Annotated in this window: 14 protein-coding genes and 1 pseudogene; 4 read left to right on the forward strand and 11 right to left on the reverse strand. The window is 60.3% G+C overall.

Annotation, left to right across the window (positions count from 1 at the left end; translation table 11 throughout):
- Both U5G49_RS30595 and U5G49_RS30600 read left to right on the forward strand, forming a co-directional pair.
- Entirely contained in the window at positions 1–783 is a 783-nt protein-coding gene (locus U5G49_RS30595) for an ABC transporter ATP-binding protein (RefSeq protein WP_018245235.1), read from the forward strand.
- A 55-nt stretch (positions 784–838) separates the two neighbouring features.
- Positions 839–2,020, forward strand: a complete 1,182-nt coding sequence (locus tag U5G49_RS30600; protein ID WP_018245236.1) for an amino acid aminotransferase — start codon at positions 839–841, stop codon at positions 2,018–2,020.
- A gap of 121 nt (positions 2,021–2,141) precedes the next feature.
- Here U5G49_RS30600 and U5G49_RS37340 read toward each other — a convergent pair.
- Positions 2,142–2,351, reverse strand: a pseudogene (locus tag U5G49_RS37340) (ISL3 family transposase); the annotation flags it as partial.
- A gap of 710 nt (positions 2,352–3,061) precedes the next feature.
- On the opposite strand from U5G49_RS37340, the gene U5G49_RS30610 reads away from it, so the two are divergent.
- Entirely contained in the window at positions 3,062–3,991 is a 930-nt protein-coding gene (locus U5G49_RS30610; RefSeq protein WP_018244093.1) for a sugar ABC transporter substrate-binding protein, read from the forward strand.
- A 93-nt stretch (positions 3,992–4,084) separates the two neighbouring features.
- Here U5G49_RS30610 and U5G49_RS30615 read toward each other — a convergent pair whose 3' ends face one another.
- The 10 genes from U5G49_RS30615 to U5G49_RS30660 form a co-directional block, all read right to left on the reverse strand.
- The gene (locus U5G49_RS30615; protein WP_193445304.1) at positions 4,085–4,978 is read right to left on the reverse strand and encodes an amidohydrolase family protein; all 894 of its coding nucleotides are present in this window, start codon (positions 4,976–4,978) and stop codon (positions 4,085–4,087) included.
- 64 nt (positions 4,979–5,042) lie between these two features.
- Positions 5,043–6,020: a substrate-binding domain-containing protein gene (locus tag U5G49_RS30620; RefSeq protein WP_193445305.1), complete on the reverse strand. Its 978-nt coding sequence runs from the start codon at positions 6,018–6,020 to the stop codon at positions 5,043–5,045.
- A gap of 41 nt (positions 6,021–6,061) precedes the next feature.
- A complete protein-coding gene (locus U5G49_RS30625) occupies positions 6,062–7,051 on the reverse strand; it encodes an ABC transporter permease (RefSeq protein ID WP_193445306.1) in 990 nt (329 codons plus the stop codon).
- Positions 7,048–8,553 (reverse strand): sugar ABC transporter ATP-binding protein, encoded by a 1,506-nt coding sequence (locus U5G49_RS30630; RefSeq protein ID WP_193445307.1) that lies wholly within the window; start codon positions 8,551–8,553, stop codon positions 7,048–7,050. Before U5G49_RS30630 ends, U5G49_RS30625 begins: the two co-directional genes overlap by 4 nt.
- 10 nt (positions 8,554–8,563) lie before the next feature.
- Positions 8,564–9,823: a TRAP transporter large permease subunit gene (locus U5G49_RS30635; RefSeq protein ID WP_193445308.1), complete on the reverse strand. Its 1,260-nt coding sequence runs from the start codon at positions 9,821–9,823 to the stop codon at positions 8,564–8,566.
- A complete protein-coding gene (locus U5G49_RS30640) occupies positions 9,820–10,350 on the reverse strand; it encodes a TRAP transporter small permease (protein WP_193445309.1) in 531 nt (176 codons plus the stop codon). Before U5G49_RS30640 ends, U5G49_RS30635 begins: the two co-directional genes overlap by 4 nt.
- Positions 10,351–10,375: 25 nt before the next feature.
- Positions 10,376–11,383 carry a TRAP transporter substrate-binding protein gene (locus U5G49_RS30645; protein ID WP_193445310.1) on the reverse strand — a complete coding sequence of 336 codons (1,008 nt, stop codon included), beginning with the start codon at positions 11,381–11,383 and terminating at the stop codon, positions 10,376–10,378.
- Positions 11,384–11,442: 59 nt separating this feature from the next.
- Positions 11,443–12,480: a transketolase family protein gene (locus U5G49_RS30650; protein ID WP_193445311.1), complete on the reverse strand. Its 1,038-nt coding sequence runs from the start codon at positions 12,478–12,480 to the stop codon at positions 11,443–11,445.
- Positions 12,477–13,316 carry a transketolase gene (locus U5G49_RS30655; RefSeq protein WP_193445312.1) on the reverse strand — a complete coding sequence of 280 codons (840 nt, stop codon included), beginning with the start codon at positions 13,314–13,316 and terminating at the stop codon, positions 12,477–12,479. Before U5G49_RS30655 ends, U5G49_RS30650 begins: the two co-directional genes overlap by 4 nt.
- Before the next feature lie 23 nt (positions 13,317–13,339).
- Entirely contained in the window at positions 13,340–14,101 is a 762-nt protein-coding gene (locus U5G49_RS30660; protein WP_193445313.1) for an SDR family NAD(P)-dependent oxidoreductase, read from the reverse strand.
- Positions 14,102–14,241: 140 nt separating this feature from the next.
- On the opposite strand from U5G49_RS30660, the gene U5G49_RS30665 reads away from it, so the two are divergent.
- Positions 14,242–15,120, forward strand: coding sequence for a LysR substrate-binding domain-containing protein (locus U5G49_RS30665; protein ID WP_193445314.1), 879 nt, complete (start codon positions 14,242–14,244; stop codon positions 15,118–15,120).
- The last annotated feature ends 14 nt before the right edge of the window (positions 15,121–15,134 follow it).

The following is a 15,134-nucleotide window of genomic DNA, read 5'->3' on the forward strand; positions in this document are numbered from 1 at the left end:
ATGAGCGAACCCAAACTAAAGATCGAGGGTCTGAACAAATGGTATGGTGGCAGGAAGAGCCCCGTCCACGCCCTCAGCGGTATCGACCTGGAACTCGCCGACAACGAATTCGTCTCCTTGGTCGGTGCTTCCGGCTGCGGCAAGAGTACGCTGCTGTCGATCGTCGCCGGACTTCAGGGCTTCGACAATGGCCTTCTTCTGACGGATGGAGCGCCGATCGTCGGTCCCGGGCTCGATCGCGGCGTTGTCTTCCAATCCTACACGCTGTTGCCGTGGCTGACCGCGCAGCAGAATGTTGAATTCGCCCTGCAGGCGGCCGGGTTGCCGACTGCCGAGTGCCGGGATGTCGCCCGCCACCACATTGAACTGGTGAAGCTCACCAAGTTCGCCGATGCATTTCCGTCGCAACTGTCGGGTGGCATGAAGCAGCGCGTCGCCATTGCCCGTGCCCTGTCCTATCGACCGAAAATGCTATTGATGGATGAGCCGTTCGGCGCGCTCGACGCTCTGACCCGACACCAGATGCAGGAACTGCTGACCCAAATCTGGGAAGAGCATCGGCTGACCGTCCTGTTCGTCACGCACGATGTCGAAGAAGCCGTCTATCTGTCCGACCGAATTGTGGCGATGAGCATCAATCCGGGACGCATCAACGCGACTTTCCACGTCGGGCTTTCCCGTCCACGAAACCAGGACATGATTGCAACGTCGGAATTCGTTGCTCTTCAAAAGCAGGTTCTTGCCGCAATACGCTCCGGGTCGCAAAGCGAGTTCGAGCATTGATTCAGCCGACGCGGGGCAGCGTCTCCGCATTCGACCTTAATTCAAAGGAAAAGCCGTGTTCGAAACCCTCACTGCCGCGCCGCCAGACAAGATCCTCAGCCTCTCGGCTCTGTACAGAAATGACGCACGGCCGACGAAAATGGATCTCGGCGTCGGCGTCTACAAGGATTCGCAGGGTGCGACCGTCATCATGCGGGCCGTGCGTGACGCTGAGAAGCGCCTCTATGAAAGCCAGACGAGCAAGACCTATGTCGGCATGGCAGGCGATGAGGGTTTCAACAAGGCCATGCTGAAGCTGGTCTTTGGCGAGAAGGCCGATCTCTCGCGCATGTTCGCCTGCCAGACAGCGGGCGGCTCGGGCGCACTCCGCACGATCGCCGACCTATTGGTAAAGGCCCGGCCGGACGCCACCGTCTGGCTCTCCGACCCGACCTGGGTGAATCATGTACCGATCCTGAAGGCTGCAGGCCTCAATATCGCGACCTATCCCTATTTCGATCCCGCCAGCGGCACGGTGAAGGCCGAGGCCATGCTCAAGGGATTGAAGCAGGCAAAGGCCGGCGACATCATTCTGGTGCATGGCTGCTGCCACAACCCGACCGGCGCCAATCTGACGATCGAGCAATGGGGTCTGGTGGCGGATCTTCTCGTCGAACGCGACCTTTTTCCCTTTATCGATCTTGCCTATCAAGGCTTTGGCGACGGTTTGGAGGCAGATGCCGCCGCCGTTCGCCTGCTCGCAAGCAAGGTGCCGGAAATGGCTGTCGCCACCTCCTGCTCGAAGAACTTTTCGGTCTACCGCGACCGCGTCGGCGCCGTCATCCTGATGGGCAGGGACGCAGAAAGTGTAAAGATCGCTGGCAGTCAGGCGCTCGCCACCACTCGCGTGCTGTATTCCATGCCGCCGGACCATGCCGCCGCCGCCGTCCGCCTTATCCTCGAGGACGATACACTGCGCGCTGACTGGAAGTCCGAACTAGAAGCTATGCGGCTTCGTATGCTCAACCTGCGAAAGGGCTTTGCCGAAGCGCTCCGTCGCCAGTCCAACACCTCGCGCTTCGACTTTATTGCCGACCATCGGGGTATGTTCTCGCGGCTCGGCCTGACCGAAGCGCAGGTCGACCGCCTGCGAGATGAATTCGGCATCTATATGGTTGGTGATTCCCGCTTCAATGTCGCGGGCCTCAGGGAAGACCGGCTCGACGACCTCGCCAAGGCTGTTGTTTCGGTGCTCTGAGCCCAAGGACCTGCCAGTTCAGTGGGCGAAGCTGTGGGCGTCTTCTGCTAACTTGAACGGGTCAATCTGCAAATGAAGCGTCAACGCCATTCGCTATCGCAGAACGCGTTCTGAAACGGTGCGACACGGCCGTGATGCCTGGATGAACGGCAAGCCACGCTTCCGCCGTTGCCATCTCGCGGTCGGGCAACAACCCCACGATGCTCCGCCTCTATAAATCACAGACTATGCTGCCGTAGCGGCAGCTGCGACGCCAGGCCCAGTCACAGATGCCAATGACATTCAGCGTTTCCGTTGGAGCGCGCGCGCGCCGACGGACGACGCGGAGCAACCCTTGAAGTGCAGTTTGGAGCACCGCTGCACCTTGCAACAACAAGGGCGTTTCACTGAGCGAAAAGGACGAACGTCACCCCAAAGGTATTTCGACAATTAGTGCAGATCTGGGTGACCTGGCTGGAGGCTAGGGCGCAAGCGATTTCCAGTGTTCTGAGGCTTGCAATCCCGCCAATTTTCGGGATGCGCTGGCTTCTTGCCGGGTTCCGGATTTCGTCGGGGGCACCTGGAATAACGATCACTTTCTCAACCGAGATCGGCCAGCTCGTGCCCTTCGATATCGTCATCCCGAAAACATCTGGGGATGATGGGATTCCCTCATTTCCCTCAACATTCTTTCAAGAATGCAAGTGAGCTCCTTGCCAGAATGATGGATTGCTGCGGAATTTCGCGTAGAGATTCGTGAAGCGGTCAATTTCGCTCCACCGGAAAAACGGAACTCATGAGGAGATAGCGAATGCCATCCACGCGCTTTGCGCTCACTTGAAGGATTCGGCCAGCGCGGTGAAACAAAAGGCTCAACTGAAGCGCTGAGCCACACGAGTCCGGCTCTTATGGGCGGTTGGCGGCCGCGCCGGCGCTTTGAAGCTGTGTGTGAGAGCGGTGAGTAACGAGATCGATCGCGAGATAGAATAGGCTTCAGAGCAAATGCCTGGAGTTCCGGCGTGAGGAGGGTGCAGCCGGGCACCGCTTTGTGGAGGAAGTAAAATGAAAAAGTTTATCCTGGGCACTGCGATGGCGCTCGTCATGTCGACGGCGGCTCACGCAGAAACTGTCGGCGTCTCGATGGCGAAATTCGACGACAATTTCCTGACGGTTCTGCGCAACGGCATGACCGATTATGCAAAGACACTCAGCGGTGTGACGCTGCAGGTTGAAGACGCACAGAACGACGTTTCCAAGCAGCAGAGCCAGATCCAGAATTTCATCGCCTCCAAGGTCGATGCAATCATCGTCAACCCTGTCGATACCGATGCGACCACGGCAATGTCGAAGCTCGCGGCCGATGCCGGCATTCCGCTGGTTTACGTCAACCGTCAGCCGGTCAACGTCGACACGCTGCCGGACAAGCAGGCCTTCGTCGCTTCCAACGAGCAGGAATCCGGCACGCTGGAAACCAAGGAAATCTGCCGCATTCTCGGCGGCAAGGGCAAGGCCGTCGTGATCATGGGCGAGCTCTCCAACCAGGCTGCGCGCATGCGGACCCAGGACGTCCACGACGTCATCAAGACGGATGAATGCAAGGGTCTGGAGATCGTCGAAGAGCAGACGGCGAACTGGGACCGCACCCAGGGCGCCGACCTGATGACCAACTGGCTCTCCAGCGGCATCGAATTCGACGCCGTGATCTCCAACAACGACGAAATGGCGATTGGCGCCATCCAGGCGCTGAAGGCAGCCGGCAAGGATATGACCAAGGTTGTCGTCGGCGGCGTCGACGCCACGCAGGACGCGCTTGCCGCCATGCAGGCGGGTGATCTCGACGTCACGGTGTTCCAGGATGCCGCCGGCCAGGGCAAGGGCTCGCTCGATGCAGCGCTCAAGCTCGCCAAGGGCGAAAAGATCGACAAGAAGGTCTACATTCCCTTCCAGCTCGTGACGCCTGCCAACGTCAAGGACTTCGTCACCAAGAACTGAGGCGATGAGCAAAAGGTGCGGGCTTTGCCCGCACCTCACAGCGGCTTCGGCGCATCAGTATGCGGTGCAGGCGACTGCCGACGTTCTCGGCGGCTAGACCCGATAATACCGCGCGGCGTTGTCGTGGAACAACGCAATGCGTTCATCTGGAGAATATCTGGCGGTGATGGACTTGAAACTGTCCATGACCTTGTCATAGCTGCCGAACAGCTTGTCTACCGGGAAATTCGAAGCGAACATGCATCGCTCGACGCCGAATGCCGCAATCGCCTCCTCGACATACGGCGTGATGCTTTCGACGGTCCAGCTCCAATCGCCCATTCCCAAGCCTGAAATTTTGCAAGCCACATTGGGCGCCTGGGCGAGCGCCCGCATTCCATTTCGCCACCCCTCGAAATGGCTCGGGCCGTCAACCTGCATGCCCGTATGGTTCAGTATGATCTGTACGTCGGGAAAGTCGCGGGCCAGGTCCAGGAATTCTTCCATCTGCCAGTAGTAAAGCTGTAGGTCGAAGCTGAGGCCCCTGCGGGCGAGCTCCTTGAAGCCCCTGCGCCATTCCGATGTCCGGCTAACTCCAGGCTCCGTCAGATATGTCTTTGCCGGATCGTCGTGGTAGTTCATCGATTGCCGTATGCCGCGGAAGTTCGCGCAGGACATATGCTCGTCGAGGAGGTCGCCGACGTCGGGCTTTCGGAAGTCGGCATATCCGACGATACCGTGAGGGAACCCGTGCTTGTCTGCCACGCCTTGCAGCCAGCGAGTCTCACCGGCCGGATCCTTCGGGTCGTATCCAACGTCGAGATGAACTGCCTTTACGAGGTTCTGACTTTTCGCATCAGCCAGAAAGTCGGTGATAAGATAAGTCTTGTTGATCGCGGTGTAGTCGCCGAAGGCAGACGGTTTTACGCCGTCCGACAGCCACGGATAGTAGTTGTTGTCGAGATCCCACAGATGAAAATGCGGATCGATGATCGCGAGGTCTGTCATACCTTCTGCCCTTCAAGAGATCGCCGAAAAGGACGCCGGCCAGAACAGCCGACGTCCGTGCTACTTAGTTGGCCGGCGGGAATACCCGAGCGATGACGGCCTTTGCTTCGGGCGTGTCGACCTTATCTGCCGTGACGAGGGGCATGACGAGAGCGAGGTCTTTCTTGACCGGTGCACCGGAGATCGCGTTGAAGACCTGCTGCGTCCCATCGATTCCCTGTCCAACGGCTTCCTGGAAGAAGATGCCCTGGATCGCGTTCGACTTCAGCAGCGAGATCGTGGTCGGGCTGCCGTCCGCAACCGCGATGCCGACCTTCCCTGTCAGCCCGCGGGTCTGAAGCACTTTCGCAGCGCCCGTCCCGGCCTCATCATACATCCCGTAAATGGCCTTGATGTCAGGATGGGCGGTGAGCATATCGTTGGCCTGCGTTACCGCTTCATTGACCGTAAGCCCCCTGGTCTCGAGCATCTGCGCCAGATCGCAGCCGTTCGCCTTGAACGCCTCCTCTGCACCCTTCAGATATTTCTGGGCGTTCTCGCGGTCCTGCGGCAATGAGAGCATGCCCACCTGATTGCCGCCACGATCCTTGGCAAGCTTGCAGACGAACTCACCCTGCGCCTTGCCGGTCTCGTAGTTATTTGCCGTTACAGACGACGTGTAGTTGGTCTGGCCGGGCTGCGGGCCGATGCCCGCGAACGCGATCGGGATGTTCTGCGATTTCAGGTATGCGAGAAGCGGCGGCGTGCTCGTCGAGCTGACGGGGCCGATTACGATGGCGTTGACGCCCTTGGTCACTGCGGTACGCGCGTTATCCATCTGCTTTGCCGGCGAGTTTTCCGAAGTGTACTCGACGTAGTCCATGCCGAGTTCCTTGGCCTTTTCCTTGACGCCGTAGCCGACCCACTGCCAGTAGGAGATGTCGAGCGACGGCGCCAGGTATGCCACCGTCCTTTTCTCCTCAGCCTGCGCCGCAGCCGCAAGCGAAATGGCAGCCATTGCGACGCCGGCAAACAGGCCAACTGCACATTTTAGTTTTGTCATTTTCATTCCTCCTCCAAAGACCGGCTCGTGCCGGGTTGATGTCAAACGGCTCCCCGCCGCGACTTGCTGAAGCGGTCGATGAGGACCGCAATGAGAATGGCGACGCCGGTGACCGACCCCTGCCAGAAGCTGTTGATGCCTATGAGATTGACGCCGTTCTGGATGACCGTGATCATCAGGGCTCCCAGCACCGCGCCGATCGCGGTCCCTGTACCGCCAAGCAGGCTTGCGCCGCCGATAACGACGGCTGCGATGGCCTGGAGCATCAGGCTGGACCCGGCCGTGGATTCCGCGTTCAGAATATAGGAAATCGTCAGCAGGCCGGAGAACGATGCGAGCAGCGAAGACGCGACATAGGCCATGAACTTCGTGCGCTTGACGGGAATGCCGAGCAGATAGGCCGCCGTCGAACTGCTGCCGACAGCATAGAACCAGCGGCCCGCCACCATCTTCTTCAAGAAAAGCTCGATCGCGATCAGAAGGACCACGCAGAAGAGGATATAGTTCGGGACACCCGGTATCAGACTGCCGCTGTTGAGGAGCCAGATATCCGGATCTCCGATTGGCATTGAGCGCCCGTTCGTGACGATAAAGGCGAGCGACCCGGCAACGGCAAAGGTGATGAGTGTCACGACGAACGGCGCCAAGCCGGCGATCGTGACGAGGAAGCCGTTGATCGATCCGAACAGAAGTCCGACGCCTAGACCGATCAAGCTTGCCGAGATCCCGCCAAATCCATTTGCCATCGCCTGCGCGCTCACCATGCCGGTCAAGGAGAAGACCGATCCGACGGAGAGGTCGATACCGCCGGTGATGACGACAAGAAGGACGCCCAGCGACATGATGATAAGAGGCGCGCCTGCCTGGGTGATGTTGGCAAAGTTACCCCAGGTGAGTGCCTGAGGAACCTGCGAGCCGACCGCAAGAGCCAGCAGTACGATGGCTAAAGCGATCGCGATCTCGCTCCTGTAGAGGCTTTCCCTCTGTCTAATTTCGGTTGTCGGCGCGATTTGTACCTGGGTCCCGGTCATGCGGCCATTCCAGTCAAGCTGACAAGTTTCTCTTCACTGAAGTCGTCCCGCTCCAGCATGCCGGCGCACCGTCCCTCGGTGTCGAAGGCGATGACGCGGTCGCAGACTTCCAGCAGTTCGACATTTTCAGTGGACCACCAGATGATTACTGTGCCCGAAGCGGCCATCTGTCTGATGAGCTGATAGATCTCACGCTTGGTTCCGATATCGACTCCTCTTGTCGGTTCCTCCAGAACCAGCAGCCGGGAGGGCACACCCAGCCAGCGGGCAAGCAGCAGTTTTTGCTGCGTGCCACCGCTCAGCGTGTTCGGCAGATCCCAGACGGAAGCCGCCTTGACTTTCAAAGCCTTCAGCAGATCGATGCATTCGGCCCCTTCTGAGCGGCCAGTGAGAAGCGAGCCTCTCGTCACGCGGCGGGATGCCAGGACGTTGTCGATGATCGGAAGGCTGTGAAGAACTCCCTTGTGTGCCCGATCGCCGGTCACGAATCCGGCCCCCAGACGGGCGGCCATGCGGGGCGATCGAAGATGGTCCGGCCATCCGGCCCGCGCCACCGTCCACCGCTTCTTTCGGGCGGCGCCCGTCAGCCCTTCGATGAGTGCCGCTGGTCCAGCCGGTGCGCCCGCAACACCGAGAACGGTGCCCGGCAGCAGTTCCAGCCTGAAACCGGCCTCCTCGATGGTGATTATGTCCGTCGCAGAGCCGACGTCCCTCCTGTATTCAGGCAGCGGTGCGGCCCCCTCCGGCGCGTGGGAAGTCGCCACCTGTCCCATTTTTTCGATGATGCCGGCGTCCGTCAGTTCTTCCATTGCCTGGCGATCGACCACTGTCCGGCCGTCGCGGATGATCGTGCAGACGTTCGCGATCTGTCTGATCTCCTTCATCCGGTGGGAGACGAAGACAACTGACAGACCGGTATCCCGGGTCAGCCGCCTCAGAACCGCAAACAGCCTCTCGGTCTCCAGCGCGGTGAGATTGGCAGTCGGCTCGTCGAGAAGGATCAATTCCGCACCCGACGAGAGAGCCCTGGCGATTTCGACCATCTGTCCTTCGTGAAGGGTCAGGCTCCCCACCAGCCTGTGCAAGGACCTGGAAGCAAAGTCCTGGTCGATCATCCGCAGCGCGTCGTATGCTTGTCCCGCCGCGACCGCGCGCCGGAACAGACCCGCACCCTTCCTGTGATGCGGTAGGGCAATGTTTTCGGCGACCGTCAAATGCGGCAGGAGTGCGAGTTCCTGGTGCACGACGGCGACCTTCGCTCTACCCTCGGCCTCGCTCCGTTCCCTGCCCTCACTATCGAAGAAGTGAATATCTCCTTCATTCTTTGAAGTCGCGCCCGTGATGATCCTGATCATAGTCGACTTTCCGGCGCCGTTCCCGCCGAGCAGCGCCTGAACCTCCCCCCGCGCAACGGAGAAGTCGACGCCCTTGAGGACCGATGTCGCACCATAAGACTTGGTGAGGCCTCGGACGGTGATGACGTTTTTTGACGTTTCGCTCATCGGACGCTCCTCAGTAGATCGTCAGCGCGGGCACGAAGCTAACCGCGAAGAGGAGGAGCATGGCCATTCCGAAATACGGCCAGAGCTCGCTGGTCGTCGTCCCAAGCGGGGCCTTTGCAATGGACGACGAGATGAACAGGGTCGTACCGATCGGCGGCGTGTAGAGCCCGATGCCGAGGTTGATAACCATCATCAAGCCAAGCTGTACCCGGTCGAGACCGATGGAATCGGCCAGAGGAACGAAGATCGGCCCGAGCAGGAGGATCGCCGGCGGCATGTCGAGCGGCATGCCGACCACCAGCATGATCAGGTTCATCATAAGAATGATAACGATCGGGCTTGAGATGTGCGTCGAGACCCATTCGGCCATGTGCTGCGGGGCCTGATCGAATGTCAGCACCCAGCCGACTGCCGCGCTGCCCATAATCACGAGCATCACCACGCCTGTCGCGACGCCCGCCTCCACCATGTTCTCGCAGAAGCGCTTCCAGGTGAGATCGCGGTAGAACAGGATGCTGAGGAGCAGCGAATAAACGACGGACAGGACCGAAACTTCGGTCGGCGTCGCGAAACCGAATCGCAGGAGGACGATGATGAGGACCGGAAGCAGGATCGCGGGGAGGCTCTGGAGTGCCAGTCTGGCAAGCTCCCGCTTGCGTACCTTCACAGGCTGCGCCTGGTAACCGCGTCTGACCGAGATGAACCAGCATACGAACACGAAGCTGGCAGCCATGATCAGACCGGGAACGATCCCCGATATGAACAGATCGCCGACGCTGACGCCGCTGATCAGGGCATAGAGGATCATTGGGATCGAGGGCGGAATGAGGACGTCGATGACGGCCGAAGTTGCGTTGTTGGCGGCGCAGAGCGCTGGGGGAAAGCCCTGCTTCTTCTGCCATGGGATGAGCACCGAGCCGAGCGCACTCGCATTCGCCACAGCCGAGCCGGACACGCCGCCGAAGACGACCGAGGATACGACAGTGGTCGAGAGCGGTCCGCCCCTCCACCGCTGCATCGCGCGAGAGGCGAGCTCCAGGAGCTGACGCCCGAGCTCGCCGCCAAGCATCAGGGTGCCTGCCAGCATGAAGAATGGAAGCGCCAGCATCGGGAACGACTGGGTCTGGTCGTAGACCTGCTGGGCCACCACCGACAGAGGGACATAGCCGTTGAAGAGCACGCCTAGGCCTGCCGCGATGATGAGCCCATAGCCCACGGGAACGGCAAGTACCATAAGTATGCAAAAAGAGATGATCATCACGATAGTCACAGCGCGACCTCCTCGGGCTTGAGTTCGAGGCGGTGATCCCAGCCGAGGCGGAGAACGCGAGCGGTCGCGGCGACGGTGACGATGGACACGAGCACTGCGCCAATCGACAGCGCGTAGTATCCGATGCTGTTGGGAAGCTGTAGAACGGGGCTGTGTTCGGCCCCGGCGATCTCAGCCACCACGGTCGCCTGATATGCCAGCACCAGAAATGCGGCGACGCTGATCGCGTTTGCTACGATCAGGGCCATCGTCCGGGACTGGCCGGCCAGCTTGTCGTACAGCCATTCGACGGCCATGTGTCCACCGGCATGGGCTGCCAAGACGATCCCCGCAATGATGAACCAGGGGAATATCAGCATGGGCAGCTCCTGGGCGAACGACAGGCCTCCGCTGGCCGATAGGTATCGAACTGCGACGTTCGCGGTAGTGACCAATGTCAGCGCGATGCCGCTGACGATGATGACAAGACGCGCGAATGCGACAATGATGCCGGCGATGAGATCGACGGCTGAATAAAACCTGCTCATGAGGCCTCCGGATGTGGGAGGGGCGTCAGCCCCTCGCTGCGGCTTCCACCTGGGCGACGAAATCGCCGAAGGGCTTCTTCTTCCAGGTGTCCGCGACAGACGCGGTGGCCTTCACAAAGGCTTCGCGGTCCACTTCCACGACTTCGACGGCGGAGTTCTTCTTGAAGTTCTCCAGGACTTCAGCAGCCTTCTCGTTCGAGAGCTTCCGCTGGAGTGCTCCGGCCTCCTTGGCCGCAGCCCTGACGGCCTCGAGATCCGGTCCCAGCCGGGCCTGCGCTATCTTCGACATCAGGAACGGAGTGGATTCCCACTTGTGGGCGGTCAGGCTGATGTACCTGTTGACCTCGTGCAGCTTCGAGCTCTCGATATTCGCCAGAGGGTTCTCCTGTCCGTCCACGACCCCTTGCTGCAGGGCGATGTAGAGTTCGCCGAAGGCGATCTGCTCGGTGCCCGCTCCCAGTGCCTGGAAGATGTCGATCGTCATGGGATCGGCCGGGGTGCGGATCTTCATGCCGCTCAAATCCGCCGGTGACGCGACCTTGCGCTTCGAATTCGTGAGATGACGGATGCCGTTGTCCCACCAATCGAGGGGGACGACGCCGACCGCTTCAAACCGCCTGTTGAGTTCGGTCCCCACCGGACCGTTGAGCACCGCCATCGCCTTATCGGTGTTTTCGAATACGAAAGGCAGACCGAGCGCGTTCAACTCGGGGACGATTGCGGAAGTGGCGCCCTGGCTGTTTGCGGTGAAGTCCAGAGCTCCGGTCCGCAGGCTGGTCAGCATCGCAGGGTCGCTTCCGAGAGTCTCGGCACCTGCGACGTTGACCTGGATACGACCTTCGGTCTTCTCCTTGACGAGTTCCGCGAACTTGTTGGCTGCCACTGTCCTGGGGTTGCCAGGAGCCGCACCATGGCCGAGGGTCAAAGTCGTGGCGGCGGCGCTGGCGGACCGGCTCGAAAGCACGATCGCCGGAGCCGCGAGCGCGGCGGTGGTGCTCGCCAGGAAAGATCTTCTATTCATCTGCAAGCTCATATCATCCTCCATCACAAGCTTGTTGGATCGGCCGGCGTCTCCTCCACCGGCCGCCGTCGTCAGGTCGAGAGCCAGGCCTTGACAGCCTCCGTCACCTTGAGGGTGGAGAGCCCATATCGGTCGTGGAGCGTCGGCAAGGCGCCCGCCTCCAGGAATTCGTCGGGCAGGCCGATCTGTCGGAAGGCCGCAGGCGCAACACCAGCACGCATCAGCGTTCCGGCGACCGCCTCTCCGAGACCACCAATGACCGTGTGGTTCTCCGCCACGACCACGAGCCGCCCGCCCTTGCGGCACTCGGCGACGATGGTCGCTTCGTCGAGCGGCTTTATGGTCGGAACATGCAGTACCGCAACGTCAACGCCATCCTTCTGAAGCTGCTTGGCAGCCTCGAGCGCGCGCATGGTCATCAGGCCCGACGAGATGATGAGAGTGTCCCCGCCGTCCCGAAGAAGCTTCGCCTTGCCAAGTTCGAACTTGTAGTCGTATTCCTCCAGAACCAAAGGGACGTTGCCGCGCAGAAGACGCATGTAGACCGGCCCCTTGTGGGCGGCGATCGCCGGCACCGCCTGCTCGATTTCGCTCGCGTCGCACGGATCGATGATCGTCAGGTTCGGCATTCCACGGAACATCGCGAGATCTTCTGTCGCCTGGTGGCTCGGCCCATATCCGGTCGTCAGGCCCGGAAGGGCGCAGACGATCTTCACGTCCAGCATCTCCTCGGCGATCGCCAGGCAGATGAAGTCGTAGGCGCGCCGGGAGGCAAAGACGGCATATGTCGTCACCCATGGCTGGAAGCCTTCGCGCGCCATGCCCGCCGCCGACATCATCAAGAGCTGTTCTGCCATGCCCATCTGATAGAAGCGGTCCGGATGGGCGGCGCGGAAGACATGTAGGTCGGTATATTTAGCAAGGTCGGCGGACATGCCGACGATCCGGTCGTCCTTTTGGGCCAACGCTGCCAATGCGTTGCCGAAGGGCGCGGGCTTGGTCGGTTGATCCGGGCCGGCTATGGAGGCGATCATCGCCGACGTCGTCAAGCGGGGCTTGTCGCCACCTTTGTCCAGATGCGCCGGCCGGATGTACTTCGAACGTCTCATGCTTCCCCTCCCGCATCGATGATCCTGAGGGCATCCGCCCACTCATGCGGTTCCACGCGCAGGAAGTGGTTTCGATCTCGCGCCTCGAGGAAGGGAACGCCCTTCGCCATTTTCGTGTCGCATATGATGATGCGAGGCTTTGCCTCCGTGTGGTGGCGAGCAGCGTCGAACGCCTTTACGAGAGCATCGATGTCGTTGCCATCGACCCGTTGGACGAACCAGCCGAAGGCTTCGAACTTGGGTGCCAACGGTTCGAAGTTGAGCACGCCGATCGACGGGCCGTCAGCTTGCATCTGATTGACGTCGACAATGCCAATCAGGTTGTCGAGCTTGTAGGAACCCGCCGACATGGCCGCTTCCCAGGTCGATCCCTCGTCGAGTTCGCCATCCGAAAACAGATTGTAGACGAATGACGACGATTTCTTCCGTTTCAGCGCCAAGGCCATGCCGACTGCGATGCCGAGTCCGTGTCCCAGCGACCCGCCAGTGATTTCCATGCCAGGCGTGTAGGCGGCCATGCCGGACATCGGCAGCCTGCTGTCGTCTGTGCCATAGGTTTCCAGCTCATCCTCGGGAATGATCTTGGCCTCGATCAGAGCTGCATAAAGAGCGATCGCGTAGTGGCCGATCGACAATAGAAACCTGTCGCGGCCCTCCCATTCCGGATCTTCGGGCCGGTAGCTCGTGGCGTGGAAGTACGATACGGCAAGCACGTCGGCGACGCCAAGCGCCTGCGCGATGTAGCCCTGCCCCTGCACTTCGCCCATGCGCAGCGCGTGACGCCGGATGCGTCGGGCGCGCTCGGTCAGGCTGATATTGTGGCCAATCTGGGTCATGTCGATGTATCTCCTGATTGGACTCAGTGGATCAGCATGCCACCGTTGACGTCGATGACGGCGCCGGTGACATAGGCCGACAGGTCTGAGGCGAGGAACAGGTAGATGTTGGCGACGTCGGCGGCCTCTCCGAGCCGGCTCAACGGGATGCCCTTGATGATGTCGGCGCGCATCTGGTCAGTGAGTTTGCCTCCGGTGATGTCCGTCTGAATAAGGCCAGGTGTGACGGAGTTGACCCGGATGCCGGATGGACCGAATTCTCGCGCCATCGCCTTGGCGAGGCCGAGCACGCCTGCCTTGGCTGCGGAGTAATGTGGCCCGCCGAAGATGCCACCGCCACGCTGCGCCGAGACGGAGGACATGCAAGCTATCGATCCACCGCCATTGTCGCGCATGTATGGGATGAAGGCCTGGCTGAGGAAGAGCACGCCGGTCATGTTGACCGCCACGATCCGATGCCAGTCGGCTTCCGTGATATCGAGGGTGGTGACGGGCTGGGTTATGCCGGCATTGTTGATCAGCGCGTCTACTGAACCGAACGAGGCGATGACCTTGGATGCAGCATCCACGCAGGAAGCCTTCTCTGCGACATCGCAACGCAGCCCGACGTGGTTGCCGGTGTTGACGCTCGGCAACGCTTCGGCGGCCTCCGCTGCGGCGTCGGCATCGATATCGAGGATGGCGACGCGGGCGCCATGCTCGGCGAATAACTGTGCGGTTGCACGGCCGATGCCACGCTTGCTCGCGGCGCCCGAAATGACCGCGGTCTTCCCATTCAGTAGCATGTAATCTCCTCCCGATGCATCCCGAGCATCTGGCAAATCATTGACAAGTCAGTGGGCTTGCGGGGTCGAGACTGTCTGAGTTGATGACGTTCGACAAACGCGAAGTTTACAACGGTAGGTGAATCTGGTTCACTAATGTCATGTTACAGATGGCTTCCCTATCTGCAGTTCGCATCTTCGAAGCCGCGGCGCGGCTTGCTTCTTTCCGTGCAGCCGCAGAAGAGCTGCACCTGTCGCCGAGTGCCGTCAGCCACGCGATATCAAAGCTGGAGCGCGACCTTGGCATATCTCTCTTCGAGCGCAGCACACGCAAGGTTACGCTGACGCTCGCAGGGCAGACGCTTCTGTCGCACGCGTCCAACGCCTTCGAAGAACTTCGCCGTGGTGTTGAGATGATTTCATCGAACAAGGCGCATCTTTTGCGGGTTCATTGCGCGCCGAGCTATGCCGCGCAGGTGCTGTCGGCACGGCTTCCGGACTTTCTCAGCAAGAACGAAGGGGTAGAAGTCAGGGTGGCGGCAAGCACGAACTACGCACGGTTCGTCGACGGCCTTTTCGACGTCGATATTGTTTACGGCGAGCCTTCTAACCGAGAGGATCTTATCGTCGTGCCATTGGGAGAGGAAATAGTGTCGCCCCTGTGCTGTCCGAAGATGGCAGAGCGGCTGAAAACGCCTCGTGATCTTGCGCGCTTACCGCTGATCAGAAGCGATTTAAAGCGCATTCAATGGATCGATTGGTTCGAACTTAACAATCTCGGCCCCCCTCCTCTTCCCGCGATGAGCTTTGACAGAAGTTTTCTCGCCGTGGACGCGGCGGCCAACGGCCTGGGGGTCGCTTTAGAATCCAACACCCTCGCAAATCGGGAATTGGAAAGTGGTCGCCTTGTGCGCCCTTTCAGCACCAGCAGGGACAATCGTTACATTGGCCACTATTTGGCTTACCCGAAAGCCGGTAGCCAGCGTCGGCTCTCGAAGGTGTTCGCCGACTGGCTCACGTCGCAATCATCAATGAGTTGACGCGTAGTGGGCAC

It is taken from the genome of Rhizobium indigoferae (assembly GCF_034554815.1).
Taxonomy (GTDB): Bacteria; Pseudomonadota; Alphaproteobacteria; order Rhizobiales; family Rhizobiaceae; genus Rhizobium; species Rhizobium leguminosarum.

Bases quoted from the DNA above. Each gene is read 5' to 3' on its own strand.
- U5G49_RS30595 (WP_018245235.1), top strand. From the start codon at position 1: ATGAGCGAACCCAAACTAAAGATCGAGGGTCTGAACAAATGGTATGGT.
- U5G49_RS30610 (WP_018244093.1), top strand. From the start codon at position 3,062: ATGAAAAAGTTTATCCTGGGCACTGCGATGGCGCTCGTCATGTCGACG.
- U5G49_RS30615 (WP_193445304.1), bottom strand. From the start codon at position 4,978: ATGACAGACCTCGCGATCATCGATCCGCATTTTCATCTGTGGGATCTC.
- U5G49_RS30620 (WP_193445305.1), bottom strand. From the start codon at position 6,020: ATGACAAAACTAAAATGTGCAGTTGGCCTGTTTGCCGGCGTCGCAATG.
- U5G49_RS30625 (WP_193445306.1), bottom strand. From the start codon at position 7,051: ATGACCGGGACCCAGGTACAAATCGCGCCGACAACCGAAATTAGACAG.
- U5G49_RS30630 (WP_193445307.1), bottom strand. From the start codon at position 8,553: ATGAGCGAAACGTCAAAAAACGTCATCACCGTCCGAGGCCTCACCAAG.
- U5G49_RS30640 (WP_193445309.1), bottom strand. From the start codon at position 10,350: ATGAGCAGGTTTTATTCAGCCGTCGATCTCATCGCCGGCATCATTGTC.
- U5G49_RS30645 (WP_193445310.1), bottom strand. From the start codon at position 11,383: ATGAGCTTGCAGATGAATAGAAGATCTTTCCTGGCGAGCACCACCGCC.
- U5G49_RS30650 (WP_193445311.1), bottom strand. From the start codon at position 12,480: ATGAGACGTTCGAAGTACATCCGGCCGGCGCATCTGGACAAAGGTGGC.
- U5G49_RS30655 (WP_193445312.1), bottom strand. From the start codon at position 13,316: ATGACCCAGATTGGCCACAATATCAGCCTGACCGAGCGCGCCCGACGC.
- U5G49_RS30660 (WP_193445313.1), bottom strand. From the start codon at position 14,101: ATGCTACTGAATGGGAAGACCGCGGTCATTTCGGGCGCCGCGAGCAAG.
- U5G49_RS30665 (WP_193445314.1), top strand. From the start codon at position 14,242: ATGTTACAGATGGCTTCCCTATCTGCAGTTCGCATCTTCGAAGCCGCG.